Here is a 17,409-nt window from a genome sequence, read left to right on the forward strand (position 1 = left end):
CTGTCCATTTTTGGACAGCTGCCTATGGCCTTGGCAAGTTTAATTTGAAGTAGAAAATGTTCAATAAGTATATTTTAATAGTAGCCTTTATATTGTGGACATTGCAAGCGGTAGGACAGGAGAACATTTCTTCTGTCCTTCCATTGCATAAAGGGGACATCAACGAAAAAACCACAAAAACCAAGAAGGTGAACGTAGGGGAAGAGGAAACCTATGGTGTTGCCCTAAAAAAGCACCTTGCCGACCCAGACAAAAGGGTACGGCCCGATGTTGAGGTGGAACTGGAAGTGTCCAAGAAGGGCATATATGTTTTGGAAGCTGAAGCTTATCCGATCCATATGGAATCCTTGAAAAAGAAGGATACTACGGGTCTCTGGACGGTGAATGCCTTTTTTCAGTTGGGAGATTCAAGACGGACCAAACGTATCGTGTTCGATCGCTACAAAGGAGGTCATCAGGAATTGGGGAAATTCGAGATTTCCGAAAAGCGGCAAAAGCTGAAAATTTGGCTGCCAAACAACCTGGCCCTTTCCACCATTACCATAAAACCCTATGTGGCCCCCACCGCACCTCCAGAAGCACAGGTCTATGTGCCAAAAATAAAGCCAATCACGGATCGGCCAAGACTGTGGGTGAACAAGGAGAGCCTGCCCATTGTAAAAAGCCGTTTGGCTTCCTCGGAAAACAAAGAGGCTTGGGATAAGGTGAAGAATGCGGCCTTGAGTCCCTATTCGTTCCATTTTGATTTGGATACCGAAATATTTCACAATGAAAAATTGGAACAGGCCATAGAGCAAAAGGCATTTTATTACCTGATGACCCAAGATGTCACCGTTGGTAAGGAAGCTGTGCAGTTGCTTGTGGACTATCTTTCGGTCCTTGAATTCGGCAATGTGACCTATGGCGACATTACACGCGAAGTGGGCAGGGCGCTCTATACAGGGGCCTTGGTCTATGATTGGTGCTATCCGTTGTTGGATGAAGAAACCAAATCCATCTTACAAACAGACTTTAAACGCTTGGTGCGTGACATGGAAATTGGTTGGCCCCCGTTCTACGGCCTGGAGAGCATCATCAACGGGCACGGAAACGAGGCCCAGATCTGTAGGGATATGTTGGCCTGGAGTTTGGCTGTGTATGATGAGGACCCCGAACCCTATAAGTATGTTTCGTATACCATTTTGGAACAATTGGTGCCCATGCGCAAGTTTGAATACCAATCCCCAAGGCATAACCAAGGGATTGATTATGGCGGCTATCGCTTTGGTTGGGAAATGCATGCAGTATGGCTATATTATAGAATGTTGGGATACTCTGTCTTTGATGACAACATCAAGAACATGACCGATTATTGGTTGTACATGCGCACGCCCGATGGTAAAATGTTGAGGGATGGCGATATGTTCAGTGTCAAATATTCCAGTAGTGATGACTTTTACTGGAGCAATCCGCAGACCATGCTTTTGTGCTATGCATTTTCCGGGAACCCATTGGTCAAGGGTGAGTTCTACAAGCAAGGGGCATTGCCGAACAATCCGGTCCTGTTCCTATTGCTCAACGACCCTCAGTTAAAACCGGATTTTGAGTTGGGCCAGCTTCCGTTGACCAAGGATTTTGGACCTGTGTTGGGGTCCATGGTCGCCCGGACCGGGTGGGACCAGAACAAGGACAGTGACGATGTAGTGGCGGAAATCAAAGGAGGGGGATACCATTTTGGTAACCACCAGCACGCCGATGCCGGGGCACTCCAGATCTATTATCGGGGAATCCAGGTAGGTGATCTTGGACTTTACCTATCCTATGGATCTCCGTATGATTTCAATTTTAACAAGCGATCTATTTCGCACAGTTTGATGCTGGCTGTTGACCCTGAAGAAAAACTGCTGTTCCGGACCAAGACCAACGATGGCGGAACACGCTTTAGCCAAAGGTTTCCCAAAACGCCCGAAGAGACGCAGACAGATCCGTGGTTCAATGTTGGTTTTGTGCGTTCCTCGGCAACGGGTAAGGATACAGATGTCCCATCCTTTAGCTATTACAACATGGATTTAACGGCGGCATATACCTCAAAAATGGAGTCTTATTCAAGAGGGTTCCTGTTCTTGAACCTAGAACATGAAGAGGTACCCGCGGCCATAATACTAACGGACGATATGCAGGTCCAGGACTCCACTTTTCAGAAATACTGGCAGATCAATACCCTGAATGCCCCGGTGGCAGTGGAAGATAGGTTGGTCTTGAGCAGTGAGCTGGATGGAAAAGTGGGGAAAACCTATGTGGATATGTTGGTTCCCAAGCCGGAAGATCGCACGCTTCAGATATTGGGCGGGAAAGAATCGACCCATGTTTTCGGGACCAAATATGAAGTCAATTCCAACTGGCCCGAAGCCAACGGTTATCGGATCATGTACTCCCCTAAAAAGGAACGAAAAAATGATAAATTCATGACCGTCTTTCAGATGGTGGATGGCGAAGCCAGCCCACTCCAGGTGGATTTCAAGGAGTTTGGAACATATTATTCAGTCCGCTTGGCGGATAAAATAGTTTACATTTCCAAAGGAAAGGACTTGCTGGAGGAAACCATCAAGGTATCGATTCCAGATGAAAGAAAGGAAGTGGAGGTGATCTTTGCGGGAATCAAAGAAGGATATTGGAACGTATACGATAAAAAAAGCGGATTGAATGCCAATATTCTGGTTGATTTTGGGAAAAATGTAGTAAGTTTCAGGAGCAAGGGAGGAGAATATGTTGTTGGGCCAGGTCGCTCATACAATGCCTCGGAATCCGTTCTGCCGGATGCCAATTAGTTCATATGATGGCAGTATGGATGAGATACGGAGAAGTATCCTTAAATTAAAGAGTAGATAATATAACAAGAAGTTCATATACCTATTTTTGGGTTAAAATGAATACAAAATGAAGGAAGATTCGTTGTCATATAAAACGTATTTGGAAATACGAAAGAAAATATTGTCCAATCAGCTCGTAGGGGGTGTGAGGTTGGTTGAAAGTGCATGGGCAAAGAAACTCGATGTAAGCCGGGTCGCCATCCGCGAAGCTTTTATGAGGTTGGCCGGGGAGCATTTGGTCGAATTCGGGGAAAAAGGAGGATGCTTTGTCAAAAAAATAACCCCGGACGACATCAAAGAAATACGCGAACTGCGCGAATTGATTGAAGTCGGTGCCTTGAAAATATTGTTCAATAAAAGGGACAAAGAAGTTATCAAGGAACTTGAATTGATTTGTGACGACTTCACATCCATGGTGGAAAAAGGATATTTTGGCGGAGCCTGTGAGGCCGATGTCCGCTTCCATGAAAAAATCATAGAATCCACTGGTAATGAGCGTTTGTACCAGATATACAACAACAGTAACATTCCCCTGTTCCATCTTAAACTTGGAAATGCGCTGAGCCATATGGACGATTACAAACAGACTGATATTGAGCATCGTAAGATTGTAGAGGCCCTAAAAAAGGGTGACTTTTCACAGTCGGTCGATACGCTCATAGAGCACTTGGACCGTGGGGAAAGAGAGTCTATTGAGTTTTAAGCTGTTGCAGTGAAATTTGATGGCTCTGACCTTCCTCTTTTATAGGATTCCTCTTGAATTTGTAGCGTAGCTGAGCAACTGGCCCTTTTCTGCTTCGGTGATAACGAGACCCAATTTTCCATTGGGATCAAAAGCACAGTTGGTGGGATTGGCCCCGGGCAACTGAATTTCCTTGTGCAGATTTCCATTTTGATGGTATACATGAACTTTGGAGGAACCAAATACAGCGACATAAAGTAGACCTTCCTCGTCAAAAGCAATGCCGTCAGGCCCTACGGAGCCACCAGTATTGGTGAATATTTCGGGGTTTTTCCAAGTGAAGGCCCCGCTGTCCCACTTGCCTTTCCAGATGTGTTTTGTTCCGGTCTCCGCAACATATAGCACGGTTCCGTCCTGGTCAAAGGCAAGGCCGTTCGGATAAAAGGGAACGGAATCTATTTTTGTCAATCCCATTGTGGGGTTCCAAGCGCAAAAATAACCATCCCCCTTATGGAGTTCTTCCCCGGAACAGGTAAACAAAAGATTTCCCTCTGCATCGAAGGCCAAATCGTTCGGAAGGTTCAGGTTTTCATTTCCTATATGTGAGATTACCGTTTTTGTGGAATCAGAAATGGGGTCATAGGTCCGTATCTCATTGCGAAGGGAGTCACAGAACCATAGCAATCCATCGCTGTCAAAGGCAATCCCATTGGGGCGCCCGCCCACAAAATGTCGTCTCAGTTTACCGCTGGAATACTCACTCAAGCTACCATTTAGTTGTTCTACAAACCATAGGGTGCCGTTGGGGGCAAAGGCCGGTCCTTCCGGGAACTGGAGATTTTCGAGTAAAATGGACATGTCTGAGAGTTTAGACATAAAAATAAATTAAAATTAATTATAATTGTATACAAAAAATACATAATTTAGTATTCATTAAATATGATGAATGGTAGTCATTGTATTTTGATGTCATTAAAGTTCAACAGGTATTTACATCCTTTACGAGTCACACCCATGCAGAAAACATTAGAAAATAATAATACAAAGAATATGATCAGATCAAAATCTAATAACATTTTATTGGAAAATGAGAAGTGGATACCCGGAGGTGTGGTGTCCTTGAACAGAAAGGCAGATCCCAATATTTGTTTTAAGAGCGGTAGAGGAAGTAGGGTGTTGGATGTGGACGGAAAAGAATACATTGATTATCAGGCGGGATTTGCAGCCTCATTTTTGGGGCATAACGATCCGGATATCAATCTGGCAGTGGCGGAGGCCTTGGGCAACAGTTCCATTTTGATGGGTGCCGGGCCAACCACCTTGGAAGGTGAATTTGCCGAATTGTTCTGTAAAAGTGTCCCTTATGCGGACAAGGTGCAGATTACCAACACGGGTTCTGAGGCGACTTTCCATGCCATTCGGATAGCAAGAGCCGCAACAGGTCGCGACCATGTCATAGTGATGCAAGGAGGATATAATGGATGGCATAACGATGTGGCCTGCAATGTGATAAGCGCAAAGGCGGATATTGGTGAGCGAGTCTCACCGGGAGAATACCCCTTTGATTCTTTGTCTGCGGGTGTTCCAGATTTGCACAAGTCTTTGGTGCATGTGGTCAACTACAATGACCTGGAATCCATAGCGTATGTCCTTAAACGTTACGAAGTTGCCTGTGTGTTGTTGGAGCCTGTTCTACAAAATATCGGTATTGTAAAACCTGAACCAGGATATTTGGAAGGTCTGCGCAAACTTGCCGACGAGCACGGATTTTTGCTTGTATTTGACGAGGTGAAGACAGGTTTCAGGCATGCCTTGGGCGGTTATCAGTCCATTTGTGGCGTCCAGCCCGATCTTTCCACCTTTGGAAAAGCTGTTGCCAATGGTTATCCCTTTGGTGTGATTGCGGGGAAAAAGGAATATATGGATTATTTCATCCATCCAGAGAAGAGCAAAAGGGTCTTGATCGCCGGAACCTTTAATGCCTTTCCATTGACCACTGCAGCGGCAATCGCTACATTGAAAAAGCTCGCCGACCCTGTCGTGGACGTGTATGGACATGTGGAGCGATTGGGGAAATTGATGGAAGATGGATTGAAGGATATTTTCACGGCAAAGGGAATCACCCATCACATTGCAAGGCAAGGGTCCGCTTTTTGTGCATACTTTATGGACCATGCCCCGGTTGATTTTCACGATATTTTGAACAACCATGATTTTCAATACGACACCGAATACCGCAAAAAATTGATTGAAAACGGTATATTTAATTTCCCTGTGGCAATCAAACAGAACAGTATATCTTTTGCACATTCGGAAGAGGACATTGAAGTGACCTTGGATAATGTGAAAAAGGTGGTTGGTCAACTATAAATTTGCGGAAATGAAAATTACGGCGATAGAAGCTCATGTGTGCAATGCACGGATGCGGAACTGGATCTTTGTGAAAGTGGTCACCGATCAACCCGGACTTTGGGGTTGGGGAGAAGCTACGTTGGAATGGCACACCAAAGGTGTGGTAGGGGCCATTGAGGACATCTCCCAACTTTTAGTGGGTGAAGATCCCAGACGAATAGAGCACCTTTGGCAGATGATGTACCGCCAGCATTTTTGGCATGGAAACGGTATTGTAAGGGGAACGGCCATCAGTGGAATAGATATTGCGCTATGGGATATCCTGGGCAAGATCCACAATGTGCCTTGCCATGAACTATGGGGAGGTCGCGTACGGGATTATGTCCGTCTGTATTGCCATCTTGGAGGTGGAAAAATGGAAGATTTTTATGAGACTGCGCCCGACAACGCCAAGCGCTTTGCCGAACTGGCCCAGCAGGCCGTGGAAGAAGGCTTTACCGCTTTCAAGTCCATGGCTGTCCCCGAGACAATGTCCTTGGAAGGGCTAAAACCAATAAAATCCGCAGAGTCATGTGTGCGCGCCATGCGAGAAGCCGTGGGTGACGATATTGATATCATGGTGGATTGCCATGCAAGGCCAACCCCTCGTATGGGTCTTATGTTCGCCAAGGCACTGGAGCCTTACGGACTGTACTTTTTTGAAGAGCCCTGTTGGCCGGAGACCATGGATGATATTGCACTGATTCAACGTTCGGTTACAACGCCCATAGCTTCGGGAGAACGCTTGGTGGGAGTGCATGCATTCCGGGAAATGCTGGAAAAAAGGGCCGTGAGCGTCCTTCAACCTGATATCACACACTGTGGTGGTCTTTCGGAGGCACGCCGAATCGGAGCATTGGCAGAGGCCTATAAAGTATCCATGGCACCCCATAATCCGCAAGGCCCTGTAAGTACTGCAGCGTCCTTGGAGTTGGGATTCGCCACACCCTCATATATCATTTGTGAAAGTGTGCATAATGATGTGGAGTGGAGACAAGAGGTAGTTTCCGAAGGTTTTGAGGTGAAGAAGGAGGGAAGAATAGTGCTTCCGAACCAACGCCCTGGACTGGGAATCGAGATCAATGAAGAAGAAATCAAGAAGCATCCATTTCAGCAGGAAGTACTGCAACGGACCTTTTATAAAGATGGTAGCGTAGGGGATTGGTAGCAATAAGATAAGGGCATGGAAAGCAATAGTTTTAAAGACAAGGTCGTATTGATATCCGGCGGGATGGGTGACATCGGTCAAGCAGTGGCAATGGAATTTGGAAAGATGGGAGCAAAGATCGGAATATCGGACATCCTTGACCCAACAACCGCAGCCGCGAAACTGTCCCCGATGGACAATCTGGGAGTGGCGTACCGTTACGATCAGGTAGATGTCTCGAATGCGGATGAAGTTGAAGGATGGATCGAAGATATTGAGAATCAATGGGGTCAGGTGGATATCGCTATTGTGAATGCCGCAACTGTTACATTGAAAGATGTACAGGAGATTACGGCCAAAGAATGGGAGCGCGAGATTCAGGTGAACCTGAACGGGTCTTTTTTTATGGCCAATGCAGCGTGTAGGTCCTTTGTGAAGAAAAAAGTGGCCGGCAATATCGTGTTTTTGGGAAGTTGGGCGGCCCATGCGGCCCATATCAATATCCCGGCCTATTCCGTTTCCAAGGCAGCCTTGAGGATGTTGTGCAAGACGATGGCCTTGAGTTATGCCGAAAAAGGGATTCGGGTGAATGAAATTGCCCCGGGATATGTCAATGCCGGATTGAGCAAAGAGGTATGGGACAAAGATCCGGCCTCGGCTAACGAAGCTAGGAACCGTGTCCCTGTGGGCAAGCTGATCGAAGCAGATGAAGTGGCCAAACAGGTTTTGTGGCTGTGTGATCCATCCAACCGGCACACGACCGGGAGCACCCTGCTCATGGACGGAGGTCTCTCACTCCTAAGGACTAAATGACGAATCAAACCGCAGTAATGACCCCCAACAAAAACCAAATAAACCCCAACAGTACCTTCTCCGGTAGTTTTTCAGTGGTCGCTGCCGATATCACACCACCATTGTCCATATATGCCCGCAACTGGGGCGCTTCGGCCCATGACCGGGCGGAAGCCATACATAGGCCCTTGTGGATGCAATGTTTTTTGATGCAGTCCATCACCGATGACATCTTGGTTTGGTTTACGGCGGACCTTGGCTGGTGGAAGAACAACTCGGACGAACTGAACCTAAGGAACTACATTCTAACAAAAACGAATCTAAAGGAAGAGCAGGTGCTTTTCTGTTTGTCGCATACACATGCAGGTCCCAGTATTTGTTCGGCCGATAAGGATAAACCGGGAGGTGACCAGATAGCACCCTATCTCAAGTTTTTGGCCGAGACAGCGGTCAGCTTGTATGAAGAGGGAAGGCGCATAATGCAAAAGGGAACGCTTACATGGGGGTACGGCAGCTGCGATTTGGCCACCAAAAGGGATTTTTATGTGGACGGAACCTATCTTATTGGCTATGATCCTACCCAAAAGGCAGATGATACTTTGCTGGTGGGGGCCGTGCGGGATGAAAAAGGGAAACAATTGGCGACTTTGGTGAACTATGCCTGCCACCCGACCACCTTTGCCCATGAAAATAAAATGCTGTCCCCGGATTACATTGGTTCCCTACGGGAGGTGGTGGAAACCTATTCGGGATGTCCCTGTTTGTTTTTTCAGGGAGCATCCGGAGATTTGGCGCCCAAGGAACAATATGTGGCCGATCCTACCATTGTCGATGGTCATGGACGCCGTTTAGGCCACGCCACCATAGCCACTTTGGAGTCCATTCCGCAGAACAATATGGGTCTTGAATTTAAAGAGGCCTTGATTTCCGGAGCCCCACTTGCCCTATGGAAACCAGTGGCAAAGGCTCCGAACCATCAAATGGGTGCTCAGATCATCCATGTTGAGATGGACTACAAAGAACTACCCTCCGAGGATGAACTGCTGGAAGCGTATGAAAAATGTGAAGATCGGGTGCTCAAAGACAGACTTTGGCGGAAGATCAATACAAGAAGGGCCATCGGTGAGAAAAAGACGGAAAAAGTTCCTGTTTGGATATGGCAACTTGGCAACGCTATCGTGATTGCGCAGGCCAATGAAACCTATTCCGTGATACAGGAACAATTGCGTTCTGCTTTTCCGGACAACAACATTGTATTTATAAACATAGCCAACGGCTATGTCGGTTACCTCCCACCTTCAGATCTCTATGACAAGGATATGTATGCCGTATGGCAGACTCCCTATGCCAAAGGCAGTCTTGAGAAAATGATTGATCGAATAACTGAAGCCATCCAAACACTGAACTTATGAAGCTGGGAACCATAGACATCACCATATTTGCTATTTATATATTGGCCATATTGGTCTTGGGACTTTATGCTTCCCGCTTCAATAGCAAGACAAAGAAGGGTTACTTTCTGGCAGGGGACAAATTGCCTTGGTGGATGATCGGTGGCAGCATCATTGCGGCCAATATCAGCAGTCACCATTTGGTCGGGGCAATGGGTGTGGCCTATAGTAGGGGTTTTGTGGCAATAACCTTGGAGTGGGCGGCCATTCTTTTGGGGTTCAATGCCCTTTTGTGGGTGTTCTTGCCGTATTACCTTCGCAATGGGTTCTATACCATTCCTGAATATTTACAGGTCCGGTATGGAAACCTGACCAGAGCGGTCTATGCTATACTGATTCTTTTTACCTACATCTTTGTGGAAATCGGTGCAGTGCTCTTTTTGGGGGCACTTTCTTTGTACGCCTTGTTCGATATTCCCATACTGTACAGCATTCTCTCATTGGCGATATTGACTGGAATTTATACCATCATCGGTGGTCTACGGGCAGTGGTGTGGACGGAAATGGTCCAATTGGTCGTTCTGGTAACGGGCGGTATCATCCTTACATTTGCCACGGTAAAGGAAGCCGGAGGTATCCAAACGGTCATTGACTCAGCCCAGAACTGGAAGATGATCTATCCGGCGGACGATCCTGATTTCCCATGGACCATGTACCTGGGGGGACTGCTTTGCATCAGTGTGTTCTATTGTGCCACCAACCAATTCATTGTGCAGCGTATTTTGGCGGCCAAAAATGAATGGCATGGCAGGATGGGGGTCATTTTTGGGAATTACCTTAAATTTTTGGTCCCCTTGATCATAACGGTGCCGGCCCTGGTCGCCCCACTGTTCCTTCCGGATTTGGACAAACCGGACCTTTTGTTTGCCACCTTGGTGGAAAAATTGCTTCCCACAGGTTTGGTCGGCTTGGTCATGGCCGGTCTCATATCGGCGATCATGTCCCACATTTCTGGGGCCATCAATTCGTGCACCACGATTCTTACGGTGGATATTTACATGGAATATTTCAATAAAAATGCATCCGACTCCCAGGCCATCCGCTTTGGCAAAAAGTCTGGAATCGTGATCATTATGTTGGGAATAGTCAGTTCCATTCTTTTGATCAGTTATTCGGACAAACCAGTGTTCCTGTATTTGATGAACCTTTACGGGCTCTTCACACCGGGGATAGCAACCATGTTCCTGATGGGCGTTTTTTGGAAAAGGACAACCGCTTCGGGCGCCTTGGTGGCAGGGATCATCACCATACCCTTGTCCCTGTTGATTGAATTCCTTCTGCCGAACATGCCCTTTTTTAATCGGACCGGCATTGTGTTCTGGACCTGTATGTTGGCCTGTTTTGTCGTGAGTTTGCTCACAAAGCCAAAGACCGATGCAGAGCTTCATGGACTGATATGGAACAAAGAAAGTTTAAAGCTGCCTGAAAAGGAAAGATCACTCTACAAAGGAGTTAGGAATCCTTTTTATTGGTGGTTGCTCATCACCATCATAGTCCTGTATTTCTACGTAAGATATTTTTAGCGGCATGAAGAACGATGTTATAGGATTGACAAGGGCATTGGTGGCCCAGGATACGATCAACCCGCCGGGGAACGAAGCCTCCTTGGCCTTGATGGTCGGGAAGCTATTGGCCGAGAATGGTTTCAAGGTCGAGTATGTTCCCTTTGGGCCCGATCGGCTCCATGTCATAGCCGAACGAGGACTTGATGAAAAGCAGTTGCCCATCGTTTTTACGGGACATTTCGATACGGTGCCCTTGGGTAACCAAAAATGGACCATGGATCCTTTTGCCGGTGAGATCAAAGATGGCAAAATCTATGGACGTGGCACTACCGATATGAAAGGAGCGGTTGCGGCGATGACCATTGCGGCCATTGAAGCCTTCGAAGAAGGAACTCCGTCCGGTGGCATACGTTTGGTGCTCACCGCGGGAGAAGAATTGGGATGCCAAGGGGCCATGGATCTGGTAAAAACATATACGGGATTGGGGCAGGCAAGGGGAATCATTGTTGGGGAACCCACGGGAAATATACCGGCCATTGGCCATAAAGGGGCACTTTACCTGAATCTGGAAGCTACAGGCATAACGGCGCATTCCTCCATGCCCCAATTGGGCGATAATGCCATATACAAAGTGGCCAGGGCCATTGTAAGAATGGAGCAGTTTGATTTCCGGCAACAGGAAGACCCGCTACTGGGATATTCCACCATCAATGTGGGCAAGGTTTCGGGCGGATTGAACATCAACTCCGTGCCCGATCGTGCCGGGTTCACCATTGATGCCAGGATCACTTCAAACTTGCGTAACAACGAAGTGCTTGAGCAGATCAAAAAGGAATTGGGAAATGATATCGATGTGGAGGTGCTGGTCAATCTTCCGGCAGTTGCAAATGATCCCGATACCGCATTCATACATGGAGTTTATGATGCTTGTGGTACTTCTGATGCTGAAAGAAAAGCACCCAAAACAATGCCCTATCTCACCGACGGTTCTGTCCTGCAAAGGGCATATGGGGGCATACCTACGGTGATCATTGGCCCCGGAGAGCCTCAAATGGCACACAAGATCGATGAATACTGCGAAGTTTCAAAACTGGAACAGGCCGTGGACATTTATAAAAAAATCATATGTAATACCTGAAAGATGAAGATGGAAAAAGATAGCATGTTGGATGAATCAACCTTGGAAATACTCCTATCACAACCAGATGTTCCCACTGTGGAAATGTTCAAACAATTGGAAGGCGACATCATTTTCTTGGGCATTGGTGGAAAAATAGGTCCCTCGTTGGCGCACATGGCCAAACGTGCCTGTGAGATGGCCGGTGTGACAAAGAGGATCATCGGTGTTTCCCGGTTTAGTGACCCCAATGAACAGTCCTATATTGAATCCTTGGGGATTGAGACCATAAAGGGCGACCTGCTCGATGAGGATTTTCTCAACAGCCTGCCCGAAGCCAAGAATGTGTTCTTTTTGGCAGGGATGAAGTTTGGGTCCGAGACCAATTTGTCCATGACCTGGGCCATGAATGCCCTTTTGCCCGGAATGGTTGCCAAACGGTTCCAAAATTCCAAGATTGTGGCCTATTCCACAGGTTGTGTATATCCCATGGTCCCCATTGCATCCGGCGGGTCCAAAGAAACGGACAGGCCCATTGCCGTGGGGGAATATGCGCAGTCATGCCTTGGGCGCGAGCGGATGTTCGAATACGGCAGTAGCAAGAACAATACACCAACCGCATTGATTCGATTGAATTATGCAGTGGAACCCCGTTACGGAGTTTTGGTGGATGTGGCCACCAAGGTAAAGAACAACGAGCCAGTGGACTTGGAAATGGGCTATTTCAATGCCATATGGCAGGGAGATGCCAATGCAATGGTGCTGCGTTCCCTTGAACACACATCTGTTCCTGCCAACATTATCAACATCACGGGCGAAGAAACCTTGTCCGTCCGTACTGTGGCGGAGGAGTTTGGAAAACATTTTGGAATCTCCCCCCAATTTACGGGCGTGGAATCGGATACCGCTCTTTTGAACAATGCGACCAAGTCGTTCGAGCTTTTTGGCGAACCTGAGATAGGTATCGAAAAAGTCATCGAATGGACGGCCAATTGGATGAAGATGGAGAAAAGGACCTTGGACAAGCCCACCCATTTTGAGGTAAGGGACGGAAAGTATTAAAAACAGGGCCAGCACTGTACAAGATGCTGGTAAAAAATAGATAGATCAATTTTAACCGACTGAGATGGATTATACCGAGATACCCTATACTATTCTGGAGGAATTTCAAAAAGGAATGGTGATTCCAGCATTACCGCTGGCCTTGACAAAGGATCGAAAATTGGATGAGAACCGGCAAAGGGCCCTGATGCGATATTATCTGGATGCCGGGGCAGGAGGTGTGGCCGTTGGGGTGCATTCCACCCAGTTTGAAATCCGTTTGCCGGAACACAACCTTTACGGCACCGTACTGGATATCGCTAGGGAGGAATTTGACCGATATTCCAAACGGAACGATAGGCCGATCATAAGAATTGCCGGTATTATTGGAAGGACTGAACAGGCCATTGCCGAAGCCCAGACCGCAATTCGTTTGGGGTACCATGCGGCATTGATCAGTGTTGCAGCATTCAAGGGCGCATCCAACCAAGAAATCCTTGAACACTGCAGAACGGTTGCCAAAGTGATTCCGTTGGTGGGCTTTTACCTTCAACCAGCCGTGGGAGGTAGAAAGCTGGACGTGGAATTTTGGAAGGGCTTTGCAAGTATTCCCAATGTCATTGCCATAAAGATGGCCCCCTTCAACCGTTACCAGACATTGGACGTGGTACGGGGCGTAGTGGAGTCGGGAAGGGCCGATGAAATAGCACTGTATACCGGAAATGACGATAACATTTTGGTGGATCTTCTGTCGGAGTTCAAGATAAAAACAGAAGGAAAAACCATAAAAAAACGCATTGTGGGAGGCCTGTTGGGCCATTGGGCCGTTTGGACCAGATCCGCGGTCGATTTGCTCCATCAGGTGCACAATGGACAATTTGAACATGAGACAAAAGGAATGCTCACCAAGGCCATTGAGATCACGGACAGCAATGCGGCCTTTTTTGACGCGGCCAATGCTTTTGAGGGATGTATACCCGGAATCCATGAAGTCCTCAGGCGGCAAGGGCTATTGGAGGGTGTTTGGACCTTGAATGAAAACGAAGTCCTATCCGAGGGACAGATGGAAGAAATAGATAGGATCTATGCGGCCTATCCACATTTGAACGATGATGCATTCGTCAAAGAAAACCTGGAGAAGTGGCTTTCATAAACCTGCCATCTTTTGATTGAAAAATGGGAACGAGAAGAAATTTTGTGGGCACAACATTATTGGCAGGTCTGGGCCTTGGTCTGACCGAGGTGGCCGGTTCGCCCCTGTTCAGCATGATGGGCAAGGGGAAAAGAGTGGGGATTATCGGTTTGGATACCTCCCATGCCCCAGCGTTCACCAAAATGCTCAACGCTGATGAACCCAACCCGGATTTAATGGGCTATAGGGTGGTCGCGGCCTATCCTTGGGGAAGCAAGGACATTGAGTCCAGTCGTGATCGTATCCCAAAATTTACGGAAGAAGTCGCTGCAATGGGGGTCCATATCGCCAAAAGTATTGATGAGGTTATGGACCAAGTGGATGTGGTGCTTCTGGAGACGCATGATGGCAACCTCCGCCTGAAACAGGCCAAAAAGATTCTGAAGTACGGAAAACCGGTGTTCATGGACACCCCTTTCGCTGCTTCCATGGCCGATATCAAGGCCATTGTGGAGTTGTCGGAAAAGTATGGGACACCCATTTTTTCTACATCATCCTTGCGGTACACAGACAAGGCTACGGAAATCGCAGAAGGAAAGGTAGTGGGAAAGGTGATGGGGGCCAACACCTATGGACCGGCGAACACAGAACCTTCACACCCTGACCTGTTCTGGTACGGGATACACGGAGTTGAATTGCTGTATACCCTAATGGGAACAGGATGTGTTGCAGTTAGTTGTATTTCTTCGGATGCTACCGAAGTGGTAACAGGAGTCTGGAAGGATGGGAGATTGGGAACCTTTCGGGGAGAGCGACAAAGAGATATAGGTTTTGGGGGCATGGCCCTTGGTGAAAGTGGAAATGCCTTGATAGGGGAGTACAAGGGATACGCTCCTTTATTGGTGAAAATCATTGCGTTTTTTGAAACAGGGATCGCACCGGTATCATTACGGGAAACCATGGAAATATATGCCTTTATGCAGGCTGCCCATGATAGCAAAAGGCTAGGGGGCAAACAGATTCCTTTGGAGCGTGTGTATTGAAAATTATGGGGAAAACCAATTGGAAGAAATGAAGAAAAAATATCAAAAACAACTGCTGTATCTCCTAGGGAGTCTACTCATTATGGGATGCAAAACGGATAAAAAGCAGAGCGAAACGGCGGACATCTTCCACGATGCTTCGGGCAACCCGATAGAAGAGTGGATTGCCCTTGACTCGACCGTTATCGGTAGAAGTACGGTAGCTGAAAATCTAGATGTACCTTGGGAGATTACATGGGGACCTGATGATAACATTTGGTTCACCGAACAGGGTGGACGTGTGAGCCGTTTGGACCCGAACACTGGGCAAGTCCATGTTTTGTTGGAGATACAGGATGTGTTCAGGAAAAGGACCACTGGATTATTAGGATTGGCGATTCACCCCGACTTTGGGGAATCACCTTATGTCTTTTTGAACTACACCACCAAAAAAGAAGAAAAAATCACTTCAAGATTGATGCGATATGAATATGCCAATGATACACTGATCAATCCTGAAATGTTATTGGAAATTCCTGGACATACTGCACATAATGGCACGCGGTTGACCATTTCCCCAGATAAAAAACTGATGTGGGCCACGGGCGACATTGGACCGGATGTGGACAATGCCCAGAATGTGAAATCGTTGAACGGAAAGATATTGCGCTTCAACTTGGATGGTTCCATTCCCGAAGACAATCCCTTTCCCAACAGTCCTGTGTGGTCATGGGGACAGCGCAATGTCCAGGGAATGGCCTACGGCGTCAATGGACTCTTGTATACCTCTGAACATGGGGATGCCACGGATGACGAGGTAAACCTCATGCAAAAGGGCCGTAATTATGGATGGCCGAATGTCAGTGGATATTGCAATGATGCCACAGGAAACCCATCCTTCTGCAAAGATTCCGCTGTAGTGGAACCCATGAAAGCCTGGACCCCGACCATAGCCCCGGCAGGAATCGATTATTACGCTTCAAGATCCATTCCCGAATGGAACAATGCATTGCTGCTCGTTACCTTGAAAGAGAGTGATCTTCGGGTGTTGGGACTGAATGCTACAGGGGACTCCATACTATCTGAAACCATTTTGTTTGATACGATATTGGGAAGGATCAGGGATCTTTGCGTTTCCCCCAAGGGAGACGTTTACATCTCTACGAGCAATCAGGATTGGAACCCTAAAGAGGGCTTTCCAAAAGAAACGGACGATAGGATCATCCGCATCTTCAAAGTTGGGGATACTTCCAATGCGGCATTGCTCAAACAGGTTTCCAAAGGAAAGGAAAGCGGTGAAGAAGTGAAAATGGGGGATACATCAGGCAAAAAAAGCTACAATATGTATTGTGCAGCTTGTCACAAAACCGATGGTCAAGGGGTCGAAAATTCCTTTCCACCACTGATAGGCTCAGATATCGTGAATGGTACGAATGAGGGATTGATCCGATTTACGCTGGGAGGATCCGCAAGGTCGGCCAATGGTGCTACGGATGGATATGGGGAAGCGATGCCATCATTTGCCTTTTTATCAGATGGGGATATCGCCGACATCCTGACGTTCATCAAAGGTGAATTTGCGGAGGAAGAAGGAAAAATCACTGCTGATGAGGTATTGAAAGTAAGGACAGTGTATGCTGAAAAATAACAGAAAGGGAACGTGATAAAATCTAAAATTTTATACAATCATAATTCAAATTCATAAATGAGAACCAATCAAAGAAAATTGCTCAGTGTCTTCACACTTTTAGGAGGGATGGCATTGTTCATCGCTTGCAAAAACCAAACGAAACCAACGGACGGAACATCGACTCCCCAACCTGAAGAGAAAAAATCCGAATGGACCTATCTCTTCGATGGCAACAGCCTTGAGGGCTGGAGAGGGTACAACATGGATTCCCTTCCCCCCGGGTGGACCATCAAGGACAGCACCCTGACCTTTGACACCGAACTGGGCATGGAACAGGACTACAGCGGTGGAAAGGACATCATCTACGGCGCGCAGGAGTTCGACAATTTCGAGCTCTATCTGGAGTGGAAGATCCCCGAGGGGGGCAACAGCGGCATCTTCTACCACGTGAAGGAGGGCTATGACGGCCCGCCCGTGGTGGCCCCGGAATACCAGTTGATCGACGACGAGAACTATGCCAGGATACACGACCTTACCGGGTACAACTCGCAATTTGGTGCCGAGCACCCCGAACTGCTCCAGGACTGGCAGAGGACCGGTGCCGACTATGCCATGCACGTGGCGGACGAATCACAGAAACAATTGAACCC

The 17,409-nt window shown here is 47.4% G+C and carries 14 protein-coding genes; 13 read left to right on the top strand and 1 reads right to left on the bottom strand.

Annotated elements, in window-relative coordinates; genetic code table 11:
* The first annotated feature begins 56 nt into the window (after window positions 1-56).
* Window positions 57-2,807, top strand: a complete 2,751-nt coding sequence (locus DB398_RS09295) for a hypothetical protein (protein WP_159076383.1) — start codon at window positions 57-59, stop codon at window positions 2,805-2,807.
* Window positions 2,808-2,916: 109 nt separating this feature from the next.
* Complete coding sequence (locus DB398_RS09300) at window positions 2,917-3,552, top strand: GntR family transcriptional regulator (protein WP_108424117.1); 636 nt, start codon at window positions 2,917-2,919, stop codon at window positions 3,550-3,552.
* Window positions 3,553-3,591: 39 nt separating this feature from the next.
* Here the strand turns inward: DB398_RS09300 and DB398_RS09305 are convergent, their stop codons facing one another.
* Window positions 3,592-4,389 (bottom strand): SMP-30/gluconolactonase/LRE family protein, encoded by a 798-nt coding sequence (locus DB398_RS09305; RefSeq protein WP_199913374.1) that lies wholly within the window; start codon window positions 4,387-4,389, stop codon window positions 3,592-3,594.
* Window positions 4,390-4,581: 192 nt separating this feature from the next.
* On the opposite strand from DB398_RS09305, the gene DB398_RS09310 reads away from it, so the two are divergent.
* The 11 genes from DB398_RS09310 to DB398_RS09360 form a co-directional block, all read left to right on the top strand.
* A complete protein-coding gene (locus tag DB398_RS09310) occupies window positions 4,582-5,901 on the top strand; it encodes an aspartate aminotransferase family protein (RefSeq protein ID WP_108424138.1) in 1,320 nt (439 codons plus the stop codon).
* 10 nt (window positions 5,902-5,911) lie between these two features.
* Window positions 5,912-7,090: a galactonate dehydratase gene (dgoD, locus tag DB398_RS09315; protein ID WP_108424139.1), complete on the top strand. Its 1,179-nt coding sequence runs from the start codon at window positions 5,912-5,914 to the stop codon at window positions 7,088-7,090.
* A 15-nt stretch (window positions 7,091-7,105) separates the two neighbouring features.
* Complete coding sequence (locus DB398_RS09320) at window positions 7,106-7,882, top strand: SDR family NAD(P)-dependent oxidoreductase (protein WP_108424119.1); 777 nt, start codon at window positions 7,106-7,108, stop codon at window positions 7,880-7,882.
* 17 nt (window positions 7,883-7,899) lie between these two features.
* Window positions 7,900-9,273 carry a hypothetical protein gene (locus tag DB398_RS09325; RefSeq protein WP_108424140.1) on the top strand — a complete coding sequence of 458 codons (1,374 nt, stop codon included), beginning with the start codon at window positions 7,900-7,902 and terminating at the stop codon, window positions 9,271-9,273.
* The gene (locus tag DB398_RS09330; protein ID WP_108424120.1) at window positions 9,270-10,835 is read left to right on the top strand and encodes an SLC5 family protein; all 1,566 of its coding nucleotides are present in this window, start codon (window positions 9,270-9,272) and stop codon (window positions 10,833-10,835) included. Before DB398_RS09325 ends, DB398_RS09330 begins: the two co-directional genes overlap by 4 nt.
* A 4-nt stretch (window positions 10,836-10,839) precedes the next feature.
* A complete protein-coding gene (locus tag DB398_RS09335) occupies window positions 10,840-11,955 on the top strand; it encodes a M20 family metallopeptidase (protein ID WP_108424121.1) in 1,116 nt (371 codons plus the stop codon).
* 3 nt (window positions 11,956-11,958) lie between these two features.
* Window positions 11,959-12,996, top strand: a complete 1,038-nt coding sequence (locus DB398_RS09340) for an NAD-dependent epimerase/dehydratase family protein (protein WP_199913375.1) — start codon at window positions 11,959-11,961, stop codon at window positions 12,994-12,996.
* A 64-nt stretch (window positions 12,997-13,060) separates the two neighbouring features.
* A complete protein-coding gene (locus DB398_RS09345) occupies window positions 13,061-14,128 on the top strand; it encodes a dihydrodipicolinate synthase family protein (RefSeq protein ID WP_108424122.1) in 1,068 nt (355 codons plus the stop codon).
* Window positions 14,129-14,151: 23 nt separating this feature from the next.
* Window positions 14,152-15,150, top strand: a complete 999-nt coding sequence (locus DB398_RS09350) for a Gfo/Idh/MocA family protein (RefSeq protein ID WP_108424123.1) — start codon at window positions 14,152-14,154, stop codon at window positions 15,148-15,150.
* A 28-nt stretch (window positions 15,151-15,178) separates the two neighbouring features.
* Window positions 15,179-16,777, top strand: coding sequence for a PQQ-dependent sugar dehydrogenase (locus tag DB398_RS09355; protein WP_199913376.1), 1,599 nt, complete (start codon window positions 15,179-15,181; stop codon window positions 16,775-16,777).
* Window positions 16,778-16,834: 57 nt separating this feature from the next.
* Window positions 16,835-17,409 (top strand): 3-keto-disaccharide hydrolase (locus DB398_RS09360; protein WP_234416170.1); only part of this gene is annotated, 575 nt, incomplete at its 3' end.

The sequence above is a fragment of the Flagellimonas amoyensis genome (assembly GCF_003058265.1).
In the GTDB taxonomy this organism is placed as follows: Bacteria; Bacteroidota; Bacteroidia; order Flavobacteriales; family Flavobacteriaceae; genus Flagellimonas; species Flagellimonas amoyensis.